The sequence below is a fragment of the Flavobacterium araucananum genome, assembly GCF_002222055.1.
Lineage (GTDB): Bacteria > Bacteroidota > Bacteroidia > Flavobacteriales > Flavobacteriaceae > Flavobacterium > Flavobacterium araucananum.
On record NZ_MUGS01000046.1, the window covers coordinates 1 to 14,461 of the forward strand.

The 14,461-nt window shown below is 33.8% G+C and carries 8 protein-coding genes and 2 pseudogenes; 1 reads left to right on the forward strand and 9 read right to left on the reverse strand.

Annotated features, from left to right (window positions below; translation table 11 throughout):
- The coding region (locus B0A64_RS25260; RefSeq protein WP_165769847.1) for a hypothetical protein at positions 1-1,574 on the forward strand (1,574 nt) is incomplete at its 5' end.
- Between the two features lie 124 nt (positions 1,575-1,698).
- Here the strand turns inward: B0A64_RS25260 and B0A64_RS18955 are convergent.
- The 9 genes and pseudogenes from B0A64_RS18955 to B0A64_RS18995 all read right to left on the reverse strand — a co-directional run bounded on the left by B0A64_RS18955 (position 1,699) and on the right by B0A64_RS18995 (position 14,111).
- Entirely contained in the window at positions 1,699-4,518 is a 2,820-nt protein-coding gene (locus B0A64_RS18955) for a response regulator (protein WP_089481070.1), read from the reverse strand.
- A gap of 341 nt (positions 4,519-4,859) precedes the next feature.
- Positions 4,860-5,480, reverse strand: coding sequence for a hypothetical protein (locus tag B0A64_RS18960; RefSeq protein WP_089481071.1), 621 nt, complete (start codon positions 5,478-5,480; stop codon positions 4,860-4,862).
- A 22-nt stretch (positions 5,481-5,502) separates the two neighbouring features.
- Complete coding sequence (locus B0A64_RS18965) at positions 5,503-6,636, reverse strand: TonB-dependent siderophore receptor (protein WP_089481072.1); 1,134 nt, start codon at positions 6,634-6,636, stop codon at positions 5,503-5,505.
- 27 nt (positions 6,637-6,663) lie between these two features.
- On the reverse strand, positions 6,664-7,998 hold the full coding sequence (locus B0A64_RS18970) for a TonB-dependent receptor plug domain-containing protein (RefSeq protein ID WP_089481073.1): 1,335 nt from the start codon (positions 7,996-7,998) through the stop codon (positions 6,664-6,666).
- A gap of 313 nt (positions 7,999-8,311) precedes the next feature.
- A pseudogene (locus tag B0A64_RS25790) lies at positions 8,312-8,564 on the reverse strand (IS982 family transposase); the annotation flags it as partial.
- Between the two features lie 563 nt (positions 8,565-9,127).
- A pseudogene (gene mobC, locus B0A64_RS25600) lies at positions 9,128-11,114 on the reverse strand (conjugal transfer protein MobC).
- A gap of 17 nt (positions 11,115-11,131) precedes the next feature.
- Entirely contained in the window at positions 11,132-12,436 is a 1,305-nt protein-coding gene (locus B0A64_RS18980; protein WP_089481074.1) for a relaxase/mobilization nuclease domain-containing protein, read from the reverse strand.
- Positions 12,421-12,813: a plasmid mobilization protein gene (locus B0A64_RS18985; protein WP_317045013.1), complete on the reverse strand. Its 393-nt coding sequence runs from the start codon at positions 12,811-12,813 to the stop codon at positions 12,421-12,423. Before B0A64_RS18985 ends, B0A64_RS18980 begins: the two co-directional genes overlap by 16 nt.
- 1,052 nt (positions 12,814-13,865) lie before the next feature.
- The gene (locus tag B0A64_RS18995; RefSeq protein ID WP_089481077.1) at positions 13,866-14,111 is read right to left on the reverse strand and encodes a hypothetical protein; all 246 of its coding nucleotides are present in this window, start codon (positions 14,109-14,111) and stop codon (positions 13,866-13,868) included.
- Positions 14,112-14,461 lie beyond the last annotated feature (350 nt).

Below are 14,461 nucleotides of genomic sequence, written 5' to 3' on the forward strand. Positions count from 1 at the left end.
ACTTTATCCAGAATATCCATGTAGAGAAAGTAATCGATGCTTTAGAGGCAATTTTTTCGGCTTTGCTTACACTGGTCAAAGATTTAATACAGTTTTTAAAATTTCTATTTTCATGGGATGATATTACTCGAACCAAAGATGTGATGCAAAATATCCTGATGATGTATATGGATTATGGGGTTACCAAACTAGAGGGAGTCAAAAGTGAGGTAAACAATGAAATAGCACAACTCGAAAAAAGTATCAATGCTTGGGCAAGTATCTCTACAGATTCTGATGAGATGGACAATGCCAACCAACCCATGAGTTATACACAGTCACAAACGGATTATACGGGGGTTTATACCTCGCCAAATAGCTATCTTCAAGACCATTTTACCAATAACATTGCCAATGCAAGTTCTAGTGTAGAGAACACTTCTGAAGTTTTGGCAAATTTAATAAAAGAAAGCCTTGTTGATCTAACCAAGGCATTAAAAGACGAAACCAAAAACTTTCAAATGGCTATTGATCGATTTCAAACTGAATTGTTTGACAATGATCAATACAAAACAATGTCATTGATTGAAATTCTTCAAACGAGTTGTGCTATCATTGCAGACTTGGTCTTGGATAGTGTTGCCACCCTTATTGATCTTGTAATAGATTTTATCGTTACTATTTTTGAATCCATTATTGACCTTCTTTCGGTTCCTATTTGGATCCCCATAGTCTCAGATATTTTAGAAGAAATTTTTGGCTTTGAATTTCAATTTTCGTTGTTAGATATTATTTGTTTAACTTGTGCTGTACCCGCAACATTGATTTACAAATTGTTAAACCAAAAAGCTCCTTTTACCGAAGATGATGGGTTTAGTACTCAAATCATAAACGCCAAAGATTATGAGTCCCTTGCAGCAGTATTAGGCAAAGGACCAGAAACAACACCTGATTATTCTAAAGAATTCGATAGCAAGTTTTATTTGCCTGAAAGTGCTAAAAATGTCATTTTTGAAGCGGCACATATTTTATCAGGTACAGCTGCTGCTATTTTTGGTGTATTGGTAGTCGTTGAAGACATTGCTGAAATACCTTGGGTACCTTTTGTAAGCCAAGCCAAATCTCTTTCGTCTGTTATTCAGTCCTATGCAAATACAGCTGCAGGAACTTTTGCAGAACCCTATCCTATAAAAGATAATACAGTAGCTAATTTATCAACAGCTATTTCTAATATTGGGATGCTATCTACGGTTATATTTACCTTAGCGCCACTTTGTACTAAAACCCAAGCTACCAAAATCGCACTAACAGAAATTGGAGCAGGCGTAGATATTGCGATAAACCTAACAGCTATTGCCCCCGTTGCATACCATTTCGTAGAGTTATCTCAAACAGATTCAAACAATATGCGAAGCTTGGCGATCATTAATGAAACTGCGAATATTTGCAACAATTTATCCAGCATTTGTGCCGATATTGCTAAATTTAATCCAGAACCTACAACTAGTGTTGTTACAGCAGGGGTTAGTGCAGCAATAGCGTTTCTCAATGGCGGATTGCAAATTGCCGAGAGTATTGTAGATAATCAAGATTAAAATTAGACTGGTCAAAGTTTGTGGTAATAAGTGTTTTAGTAAACCTATTACCGCAAATTTTTGCTTAACGTAGTATGTTTAATGATTTTAAATTTTCAGTATTTCATTTTTATTAGTCATACCTCTATCGCCAGTCCGAAGCCGTCTTGCCAAACTTGTCCTGAAAAACTTTTGAAAAATACGGAAGACTCTCAAAACCAACTTCGTAAGCGACTTGCGAAACCGTTTTTTTTCCTTTTTTAAGCATTTCAGCAGCTGCTTCTAAGCGGTAATTGCGCACAAACTCGGTACTGGTTTGATTGGTAATGGCTTTTAATTTTCTGCGCAATTGTACAGGCGAAAGCTTCATTTCATGGGCAAAAGTAGTCGCATCAAACTCGCTTTTGCCTAAATAATTATCGATAACTGCTTGGGCTTTTTCTATAAACAAATCTTCTAGTGTCGACTCGGTTACCATCACCTTTTCGGGCTTAACGGCAATGGTTTGCGTAGCGTATTTCTCTCGCAAGAGTTGCCTTTGCTGAATCAAATTGCTCACTCTTAAAGACAACTCTTCTTTATTAAAAGGCTTAGACAAATAATCGTCGACACCCTGCTGCAGTCCAATCAACTTATCATCTATACTGGCTTTTGCGGTAAGCATAATTACCGGAATATGGCTAATTCGCTCATCCTTTTTTAGTTTGGCACAAAAACCTAATCCGTCTAATTTGGGCATCATCAAATCCGAAATTACAATATCGGGAACAAACTCAATTGCCTTTGTCAATGCTTCTTCGCCATCTACTGCCGTTATCAATTGGTATTGATTTTCAAAAATAGACCTTATGTACATGCGCAAATCGGGATTGTCTTCTACGATAAGCATGATTTGGTCATTTTCGTTTTTCTCTAAATCGTCAGTGTTGGTGTTTTTTTTATCAAAAACCACTTCGGGTTTAAATTTAAGAATAGGTATTTTGACATTTTGAGATAACAAAAACAAAGGGTCGTAAGGTAAAGTCAACACAAAAGTAGTACCTTGGTTTAGCACACTTTTTACCTCAATTGTCCCCTCCAAAACATCGATCAATTCTTTGACCAATGCCAATCCAATACCAGAGCCTTCGTGCAAACGCTGGTTGGAGTCGTCCACCTGATAAAACCGATCAAAAATATAAGGAAGCCGTTCAGGTGCAATACCAATACCAAAATCCTCAACGCTTATTTGCAGTAATGGTTTTGATTTTAAGCCTCTTTTGTTGTTTTCAGTCTGCTCGTTATCAAAACTAATTTTTACCACAACTCGCCCGTTTCTAGGCGTAAACTTGAAAGCATTCGAAAGCAGGTTGTTCATTATTTTTTCTATTTTATCCAAATCAAAATTTCCAAAAATGGCTTTCTGACTTACCGAATAATTAAAAACAATGTCTTTGTCCTGCGCTAACGACTCAAACGAAGCGGCTATTTGTATCAAAAATCGACCAATATCTGCTTCTTCTTTGTTGATAGTCATTTCGCCAGCCTCCAATTTTGAAATTTCGAGTATTTGATTAATTAGATTTTGCAATCTATTCAAATTGCGCTGCATTATTTTTAAAATGCCTTCATTGGGGTATTTTTTTTGCAAATCGTCAATTGGGCCTACGAGCAAAGTAAGCGGCGTACGAAATTCGTGCGAGATGTTAGTAAAAAACCGTGTTTTTAGTTCATCTAGTTCTTTCAAAAATTTATTTTGTTCTTGATTGGTTCTAAGATTTTCTTCGGCACTTATTTTCTTTACCTCAATTAACCTGATGATTCGCCCTAAGAATAAAACAAAAGTTAAAAACTCAGATACAAATAATAAATAAGCAATAACGTTTACCGGACCTATATTTATTTCTGTAAGCAGTCTAAAGTTAATGAGTAAAAAAGTTATAATACCCAATAAAAACGGAATACTGTAATAAATATTTGTTTTTATTTTTTTTAATATAGAATAAAAAAATAATCCCACTAAAAATGTATTACAGACTACAATAAGAAAAGCACCAGCCATTAACCAATACCATTGATAGCTTATACAAAGGGCCAAATTAATTATAACTGCACTTGCAATAAATACAAATAAAACAAACTTAATCCATTTAATTATTTTACAAATTTCAAAAGCCCAAAGCGTAAAAATGCAGCTGCCTACAACGGTTGAGTAAATAGATACATTATTGATAATGGCTGCTGTAGTGGGATTGTCACAAAAAAGAGGTCCTAAATTGTTAAGAATGCCCCAAAAAGCGACTGTCTTTATTACAATTTGAATAGAATAAGCTCTAAATACAGCCTCCTTTATAACAAAAACGCCTAATAAAAACACGAGTAATAATCTAAAGATAACAAAACCATTGAGCATTCCTTGTAATGCAAAATTATCATATCGAAAAGTAGTAAAAGCTTCATTAGGAAAAAGACTCAGGCTTCCGTAATTTGCTCTTTTAGATGTTAATTTGATATAAATTGTTTTGGATGTGTGGGGGAGGAGTTCAAAATTAAAATGTGGGGCTTCTGAATAAAGTTTTTTGAGTTTATTTTTGGTTAAAAGGACATATGGAGTATGCTTGAAATTGCTTCTGTTACTATCTGATATATAAAAATCGAGTTGCTCGACTAATGGATTATCCCATAGCAAAACCCATTTTTTAACACTAGAATTTGTATTTCTGATTTGTATTCGTAACCAGTAAGATTGATTAGAAAACGGAAAGACAAAATAATTTTTGTGCAAAGGGTTGAACTTTTCGGGAATAAGTTGTTTTATGGAATTAGTTACAAACAAGTCTTTATACTCGCTTGCATTAAAAGTAATATTTACAGGGAATTGCGTATTCGCCGATATTGTAGTTTCTTGACTATGCGTAATAAAACAACAAAAAAAGAATTGAATTGCTAATATCCAATTAGATAAAGAAGATTTTTTATAATACACAATTTAACTTTGTTTTAATTTACAAATATATAATTTAAAGATAAAATAGTACTATTTTTGAGTGTTTCTGTTAAAATTTTATGGTTATTATGGTTGTTTTGCCCGAAGGGTAAATTTTATTGTTGTATTTTGAAGTTTAAATTAAGTATATCTAAATATAGTAGAAATCGTTGCAGAAAAATCAAAAATAAGTTTTTGTGTTTCATAAACCAGTGGCAAAATACCAATATTATGTTTTTATTTTTACCTTATTACTATCTTTCGTAGGTAATAGTGTTTGAGAAAGAGACATCAGAAACGTAAAATTGAGAAAAAAATATTGGATGAGTTTAAAAATATTGTCACTTGTTACGAAAAATGACTTCTAAATAAAGCTTTTTTGGGGTTGTTTTCGAGATTTTAAAAGCATTTACTGACCATCCATCAGGATTTATCACGGTAAGGTTCAAATCGTTTTGTTGTTTTTTGTCTTTAAATGCGGTTAATAAATAACTAGCATTTTGCTTTTGAGCTGTTAGGTCTAAAGGCAAAGTAACGGTTTGATTTGTAGCTGACTTAATTGTATATAAAGCCTTTAAATATAGAATACTACGCCCGTTTCCTAAACATTTTTTAGACATATCTCTAACTTCGTTTTGGTCATTTACTCCAATAACGGTATAATTTCCTGTTGTTTTTGGAATAAAAAAGCCTTGCCAATGGGTTTCGGTTTGAGTCATTACTATTTCTGTTTTGCTACCAGAAGCATCTATTAAAAAGATTTTAATAGCCTTTAAGTTGTCTAACTTTGTTCCTTTCTCTGGAGCTTCTTTACCGTATTCGGCTTTTAATAATTGTATTTCTACTTTGTCGTTTATTTTGCCTGACCCTTTTATTTGTAAATAGGTATTGTGCGCATTTGCAATTGTTGTTGCCAACAGAAGTACAACTCCTAGAGTCAATTTTGATGTGATTTTTTTCATTTGATTGGTTTAAAAATTAGTATTAGAATGAATACCCCATGGTAAGCATAAAGTTTCTTGGAGCTCCTGGGCCAACCATATTAGGATTAGCTTGAGATACTACATATTCTTTGTTTTGAAGGTTATTCAGATTTAGTGAAAATTTGAGTTGTTTCATTTGATAATATAGTGCCGCATCTATAAGGGAGTAGCCCGGTAGTGTAAAATAGGCCAATCGGGTGTTTTGTTTGGAAGCAAAGTTGGCACCTAAACCAACTCCGAATCCTTTGATTCTTCCTTCAAGAAGGGTGTATTTTGCCCAAAATCCGCCTTGATGATGCGGTGCTGCTTCTTTCCAACGCCCCATATCGGCTACAACGGCTGTTTCGGTAATTCGGGCATCATTGTAAGCATAATTGGCATTGATAGATAAATTAGGTAATATGTTTCCCGTAATATCTGCTTCTATTCCTTTGGATGTTTCCTGACCTCTTTGCTCTAGTAATTGGGTATTTGTGGGGTTATTGGCACTGACTAAAATGTTGTTTTGATAGATTTTGTAAGCGGCAACAGTTACGGCTAATTTTTTGTTAAACCAATCGCTTTTGGCACCCACTTCATACATTTTGCTTGTTAATGGATCAAATGGGCCTCCGTAAATTTCGGGCGCACCAATAGTTCCTGCGCTTTGTGGCTGAAAACCCTCGACATAAGTTCCATAAAGATTGATTTGAGGAATTAGACTGTAAACTAATCCTACTCTAGGAATCAAAGCATGTTGTTTGACTTTGGCTTCAGTGTTTTTTTTGTAATTGGTAAAATCGGTGTAAAACTCTTGTCTTAATCCTAAAAGAAGTTGTAGCTTATTCCATTTTATTTGGTCTTGAAGGTAAATACTTTGTGAGTAGTATTTTGTTGCTGCAGTAGCTGTTCTGGTGGTAAAGTAGCTGTCTGGGTTGGCTGCCGAATAATCTGGATTGGCTAAATTATAAAAAGGAACATTTGGTACTGGATTTCCATTAGCATCTAACAAGTATAAATTCTTTTTGGCCGGATTATAGGTTGCTATTGATCCTGTATTGGTTGCATTTCGATAACCTGTTGCGGTTTCATTCGTGCCTCCTATGGGTACTGTACTTACAATATAATCTGCTCCCAGTACTATTTTATGCTCTATTTTTCCTGTATGAGTGTCATAGTTTAATTAGGTTGTAAGATTGTCATCATAACGGCTGCGTTTGCGTCCAATAGTACTTTGTAATAATAATGATGGAATTTCTTTTCCTGCGGCATCCATTGCATAGGCATTACCCCCGCGATGCTCAAACATATCTTCAAAAAATTTGTACTTTAGATAGGATACATTTAAAGAAAGTTTGCTATTGAATTTATGGTTCATAATAGCCGACATATAAAACGTTTTTTCTTTTAAATAGTCATTACCTCTAGACATACTTTGAGAAATAGGAGTAGTAAATAATAGTGATGCGCCATCTGTCGAAGGGCCATATAAAGGCTGTCCTCTCTCTGTTTTTCCGTTGATAATACTGTAAACAAAATCGACATCAATTCTCGTTTTTTCGCTAGGAACAAAAGAGAGGGTTGGTGCTATTGACAAATCTTCTCTATCTTGTAAATCTCTAAAAGTTGTGGTGTTTTGATACGCCACATTCATACGGTATAAAACGGTTTTAGAATTATTTAAAGGCCCTGTTAAATCTGCAGTGGCTCGTATGGTTTGAAAACTTCCTATACTAACCCCTGCAGTATTTCGATTAACAGTCAGTGCTTTTTTTGTTACATTGTTAATAGATCCTCCCGGTTCGGTATTTCCATACAATGCAGATGCGGGACCTTTCATTACTTCAACTCGTTCTAAATTGTTTAAATTTAAGGAGTTAAAAGAGCGTCCGCTTACTCTTAATCCATTGATAAATTGATAGCTGTTTCCTGCAATTCCTCTTATAGAAAAACGGTTTTCAAAGTTATTAAGACTCACACCGCTAACGTTTTTTAGAACATCATTAACACGAAAGGCTTGCCTGTCAATAATAAGTTCTTTGGTTACATAACTTACCGATTGCGGTAGATCTTTTAGCGGAATAGTAGATTTTGATGCAGCAACCGAAGTTTCATTTCTATAAGTCCGTTCTCTATAACCCGAAACAATTATTTCATCGAGTTCACCAATACTTTCTTTTATTGTAAAGTCTAAAGTATAATTGCTTTGATTGTTATTTATTTCAATAGTTTGAGTTTGTTTTTTTAGACCAATTCCTGATACGATGATGGTATAAGTACCTGGTTTAATGTTTTCTATTTTGTATTCGCCTGCTTCATCGCTTATTGCTCCTTTGTTTGTTCCTTTGTTTGTTCCTTTTAGGTCAATATTAGCAAATTCAGCTGCTTTGCCTTGGTTGTTTTTTATTACCCCTTTTAACGTCCCTAATTTTTGTTGGGTAAAAAGGCTAATTGTCGAGAAGAGAAATAAACAAGTTATTAATATAACATGTTGTACTCGTTGATTAAAATAAGTCATTGGTTTTAAATTTGATTAATTTATTCTTATTTATAACAAATAAGAATAGTGTAAATATGAAATTAAGATATGTTTAACTAAAAGTTATTTAGTGTATTTATATTGATAAGGCTGACTTTTATCAGATTATTTTTTTTTAGAATATATGCTGTTTATTCAAAAATAAACTTTACTTTTTTTATGAATAATAAAAATATTATCAGTATGGAAATGCTGGGATTCGATTACAATAAAGTTTTATTCGTTTTTTGATTGAAATAAAAGATGTTTAAATTATTAATTTTGTTAAAAAATTAGACATATTGAGGTTTTTTTAGACAAAACACACTACGGATCTATTAGTATTTATTTTTATTGTTTGTATCATAGTAAGTGTTGTTGTTTTGAGAGTATTCGGGTTTAAACCCTAAAAAAAATTTGGCTTAATTTCTTCTAATCATGAACTGCTCACAGAGTTGAGAAAATAAGTTTTCTATCCTCTTTCTGGATTTTTTTATCATGAAAGGCTGATCTTTGTAATTTTTTTGATTCTTTCTCATTGGAACTTCAAGATTAATATTTTGTGATCTAAACGAGTTTAATTAATATCCTGCTGATAAATATCCTTAATATCTCCCAAAAGCGAACGATCTTTAATGATGCGTTTATTTGAAAAATGTAAAAACAAAATTGTGTATGCACTTTATATCACTATTGCTGCTTTGCAAGCAGACTTACCGTTTTTTGTAATTTAAGCAAGCAATCTTCATAATATTGTACCGCTCTGTAAAGTGTTTTTAAGGATGGCGCTCACACAAATTAAAATGTTCTGCTCCGAAGATTTAATTGAAATGTACCTGAATAATATTGTTTTTCTATAAGAATTCCTAATATAATGTTATCTGCACTGCTTCCCATTATTTTTTTATCCAATAACCTGTATGCTTTTTGTCCCACTTCAAGAGCAAAGGTAATTCTATTGTTTATTTCTTAGTTCGATCAAGAGAAAGAAAAGATCAATATCAACGAAATTTAAATCAAAACAAATGATTCATCTGCATTGTAAATATAACAATTTAAGCTAATATTACTTTCACAATCAATATCTGTGAGTAAGCCGTAATATATTTATTGTTTTCAATCGAGAGTATCACTTCTTAATTACTAAATGACTTAGTTCAATATCATTTAGTAGTCTTTCCTTTTCTGCATAAATAATGTCCTTGATGTCCTTTTTTATCTGCAGATAATTCCGCTGTACCATTGCATTATCAACTTTGCGAATAATAGGAATATCGACATATTGATCCTGTTCTTTTTTTAATGCTTCATGGTCATTTATTATTTCAGAATGAAAGGTTTTGAGTTCGATTTTACAATCAGGATCATCCGCTACCATACCTACGAATTCACCGGAACTAAGTCCGGAAATTTTGGATGGAGGCACAGCGGATTCCAATTGTTTGGACCGGCTTATAGAAGTATCTCCACTATTAATGGAAAGGCTTTCGCGGTCCTGCATAATTTTCCCAAAACGTTCCGATAATTGCTTGGCAGTATCTCCTGTAACCTGTCCACTAACTACGTTTCCAACAATGTTCATAATCACATCCGCCTGTTCTCGTCCATAATCTTTACGCAGCTGACTAAAATCCTGAATCCCCAAACAAGTTGCTACTTTATTGCTCCGGGCTGTAGCAATTAAGCTGTCCATATTGTTGAGGTAAATAGTTGGAAATTCATCGAATATCAGACTGCTTTTATGTTTGTTTTTTTGGTTCACCTGCTTTACCAATCGGTTTACGTAAAGTGACAATACAGCTCCATATATTTGGATTTTCTGCGGATTATTGCCCATACATACGATCTTAGGATCGTCCGGATTATTGATGTCCAATGTGAAGTCACTACCCGACAAAACATAATACAATTGTGGAGAGGAAAGCCGTGCCATGGCAATTTTTGCAGAAGCAATTTGCCCCTCTAATTGGTCCATAACATTATTTAAGTAGGCATTCACAAAGGGATTAATAAGTAAGTACTTCGATTTCTTTTTCGGTTCTAAGCAGCGTAAAGAGACTATCGTAATCTTCCTGCATGAGTTCAATTACATGGGGAAGTGTGCAGAATTCTCCGTCTTTGTATTTTCGTAAATACCATATTATGGCTGAAAGAAAATTAATCGGTGATTCTACGAAAAAATCTCCCTGTCTTTTTATCCATTCCCTGTTGAGTCCCAACAAAATAGTACGTGCTGATTCGGAAGCATCCGTTATATCACTCATGGCTGACGGCTCCAACGGATTGCACCTGTTGGTCCGGGTCAGGTCGTCAAAATTAATGACATAAAACTGAGGTAATTTTGGATAGAGGTGTTTGTTTTTGAGCCAGGTATTATAGGCTATTCTGGAAAGATCATCAAATTTGAAATCATAGACGAACATGGTAAATCTTTTGCGAATGTGCTGGGTAATAACATGACGTATAACAAAATAAGATTTTCCGGATCCGGGAGTACCGGAAACCAGTAAACCGCGAAAGGGATTTATGATGTTAATCCAGCTGCCCCTTATCTTATCCTTTAAATGATAACGGGCGGGAAGGTTTATGGAATATTCATTATCCAAAAGTCTTTCTTCTTGGGGGAAAGTTTCATTTTCATTATTAAAAATATCCTTGCTGTTAAGTCTGTTTTTTATAATACGAGATAATAGCGTACCTCCGGAAAGCATCAGAAGAAAGCCACTGGAAGTTATGGTCATATAGGCAATTGCTGCCAGCATGAGTTCAATTTTCAGGTATAGTGAAAGACAACTTATAAAGTAAATAAGGAGACCTGTAATGATGTAAGCAAAAGCTGTTTTATAACTCAGTTTTTCATCTTTTCTCCCTTTTGCTCCAATTAATGAGAGTAATAAAAATACTAGTGCAAAGAGTTTGGATTTATGAAAATTACTGAATAATCCCGTTTGGTAAATGTTACCCATAATTTTATTGCTGAAACCGCTAACCAAATGCCACTGCTGAAAGGCAGCATAGCAGTAATAATAAAAATGGATGGTTAAAATAATAATGCTGATAAGTCTTGTCATATCCAAGATCTTTCTCAGTGCCTGTTCGTTTTCTCCTGTCTGCATAGCCATAATTTCAATATTTATCGATTATTGGATTGTCCTCTTCTTTTTTTCTTTTTGTTTTTCAGCTCGTATGGAAGATAATTAGCTGTCTGTTCAGTTTGCGTAAGCATCTCTGCTAGTTGCCCCATTATTGTGCTGGATCCTACGTATTTATTATCCTTAAAATCATCACCAAAAAGTGTTGCAGCTATTTCTGACTTTGGTGTTTCAAATGTGATTGTGTGTGATTTTTCATCCGCTAAACTTGTGCTATTTTGCTTTGTTTGCTTACTTTGTGCACATCGTTCCTGAATTGCTTTTGCACTGTATTGTTTACCCAGTTTACTGCCGTTAAAAACACATTTTGTAGTATGGTCTACGTAGGTAATACCGTAAAGCAATCCTTCCTGATTTTTTCTAAAAAGGGTATTGATACCCTCTTTTTCCAATAGTTGAACCAGTTCCTTAAGTGAAATTTGCGTTCTTAAAAATGCCATATCAATGGCGTTTTTTACCCTTTTTATATCTGATGCATTATTAGTGAAATTAGATGCAAATTTTTCTTCTAAAAATTTAAGTGTTGGCTTGTTGTAAAAGAGACTGGCTTTTATGGGAACTCCAATCGGTTTTCCATTATCATCGAGTATACGGTACATTAATCCTTTTGCCTTAAACATTCTTGAATCTTCATTTCCCCGGTCTGCTATAACATTGTATTGTCTGAGTACTGCATTGAGTTCTGGCAGGCTGGCATATTTATAGGTTAAAAGCACCTGACACAGTACATTTGTTATAGCTTTTTTTGATTCGTTTCGCCCGTATTGAATCTTTCCTGAGATGATGGGCTTGAGCTGGAAATCCGGACTGTTTTTATTGCCTTGCGCTTTGACAAGTCCAAAGCGTTCTTCGATTTCTTTTCGTGCCGGTTCAGATCGGTTTTTACCAATATTCTGCATGTCAATTCGTGTACCATCCCTTTGAACATTTATGGAGACCAGATGGATGTGCGGATGCCCGGAATCGTGATGCTGGTATACCAGATAAGGCTGCTTGCCAAATCCGATTTTTTCCATATAGGAATCAGCTACAGCCATTAATTTTTCCTTGGAATAGTTTTCCGACGGATCAAAGTTGATTGATATATGGACACTGTTTCGTTTTACATTTTCATTTAATTCCAGCTGTTTCAGAAAACGGTTCAGTTTTACAGTAATGCTCATCTTATCGGCATCAATTGGATAATTTCCTGCACCTATACACTCAGCGACACCTTCTTTTACTTTGTTTTCGTTGTAATAAAAAACCTTGTGAAGGGAATGTCCGGTCTTTATGATCGCAACCATCTTTCCGAGATTTTCTGGATGTAATTTTTGATTTCATCAATCTTTTCGAATAGGATTTTTTTATCCAGTTCGGCGCTGATAATCCATACTTTAAATTCCGGAATCTGATTCAGTGTATGCAGTTTTTTTACTGCCTGATTAAAGTTGTTTCCTATGCCGTTTAACTGCCTGAACAACGGCATCATTTCATGAGTCATATCATCTAAAGACTGATTCCTATAAGTGGTTTTTATTGGTTTCTCAAATAGATGCCTGCGGATATAATCACTCAGCTTACGGCAGGTACTGGCTTTCCATTTTTTTTCCATTTTCGCATACTCTTCGGGAGTAAACCTTAACCCGACTATGCGTGTTCTGTTTGAATTTTCTCTTTTCATCATCTTTCCTTTTCATTATTATCAAATTCTTTTTAACCTTCCAGTTTCACTGCTAACGAGTCCCGAGTGTAGAGCAGTAAGAGGCTGTTGTTTAACAACAGGACATCTTGCTGACTGCAGGAACGGGGCAGTATTTTAGACCTTTAAAAGGTAAGTGCTAAATTAAATAGAATATTTGAAAGTAGACTAACATGGACATATTTTGACCATGACAGTTATTATAGTTAGAAAAAATATACGGTTATTTTTAGTTTGTTTTCTTTAAAAGAAAAAGTTAATCAATGAAAAAAATATCTAATTATCGTCGCTAATTTTTACTTGTAAAGGGCAAATATTTCAAAAGGAATTCTATGTGATATAAATAAAAAGAATGTACTACGGGAATCCGTAAGAATATCTTTTGCAAGTTTAATATCTTTGAAATAATGAAAGACAGATACCAAAATACAATCGATAGGGAAAAAGCCAAATTAAGTTTTGAGTTGGCAAAAATTGATCATCGTTATAGACGAACTATATTTACTTTGTACATGACTTTTTTGATCATTCTAATTTGTTGTGTTTATTTCTTTTTTATCACTTTTTAACGAACTTGTATTTTAGGAAAAACGGTTCATGCTTCTTATTTTACTTTAAAGTTTTTTGGAGTTAAATTCAAGTATTTTAACGTAGATGGTTTCTGTCATTGAAGATAAATTTAATTTACATTTCAAAAGAAAAAAACGAAAAAAAAGAAAGCAATCTACCATTGGGCGGTTAGGCATAGGAAGTGCTATAAGTCCCGAAGGGGTTACAAGGCGAGGAACGAGGTTTGTTATTATGCGCACTTTTTTGCCGATGCCCAATAAATTAGCTTGCTTTTTATTCTTTTTTGAAGAGTTCTTTAAAGTCTTTTGAAAGTGTACACTTCTTAAAACCAAATGAAAAAATAACAAAAGAAGAAGTGTACTTTTTCAAGCCATAAGACTTTTATAATCCGCAAAATTCTGAATGTTTTTATGAAGATTTTTGTGGGTGTTCTGAAAACATAAATACAATCTGAAATTCTATTTTTACAGTAAAGTAATTGTGTCCGTTAGATTATTAACAGAGATATAATCCAATACAAAATCTTCCGCTTCTTTTTTGTGTTCAACAGAAGTCGAAAATGAGTTGAGATAAAAATCTTCATTTTCATCTGCAATGTGAATAATTTCAGTGTAGCCTTTGGTAATTAAAGAACCTTTTAGTTTTAATATTTTAAGCTCATTACTTCTGTCAATTTCTTTTTTTACTCGGAGCTTTATAGTTTTATCCATGGTGTCAGTTTTTGGTAGTTTTATGATGTAAATCAAATAGTATTCCAAAACAAAAAAGAGACAGAAAGTCTGTTTGTGTCCATCAACTTGCGTCCTAATAAGCAAAGTATCAATTTTTGTTCTTTTATTAACTGAAACTACAACATTTTTTTTCACTATTTCAGTTTGTTTTTCATTAGGGGCAAGATCATAATTGCGAGGTACTCATCAGAAATTAAACATAGTACTTTGTCATTTTTTATTGAACATATTGATACTCAGTTATATTTTGAGGATGTTTTTTTTAAAACTTTAACTAAAATATCGGGTTTTGACAAATTGATGCCGGATTTTGATAACATGTTATCAAA

Excerpts from the sequence above, each read along its gene's own strand:
- B0A64_RS18960 (WP_089481071.1), bottom strand. The coding sequence starts at position 5,480 with ATGAAAAAAATCACATCAAAATTGACTCTAGGAGTTGTACTTCTGTTG.
- B0A64_RS18970 (WP_089481073.1), bottom strand. The coding sequence starts at position 7,998 with ATGACTTATTTTAATCAACGAGTACAACATGTTATATTAATAACTTGT.
- B0A64_RS18980 (WP_089481074.1), bottom strand. The coding sequence starts at position 12,436 with ATGGTTGCGATCATAAAGACCGGACATTCCCTTCACAAGGTTTTTTAT.
- B0A64_RS18985 (WP_317045013.1), bottom strand. The coding sequence starts at position 12,813 with ATGAAAAGAGAAAATTCAAACAGAACACGCATAGTCGGGTTAAGGTTT.
- B0A64_RS18995 (WP_089481077.1), bottom strand. The coding sequence starts at position 14,111 with ATGGATAAAACTATAAAGCTCCGAGTAAAAAAAGAAATTGACAGAAGT.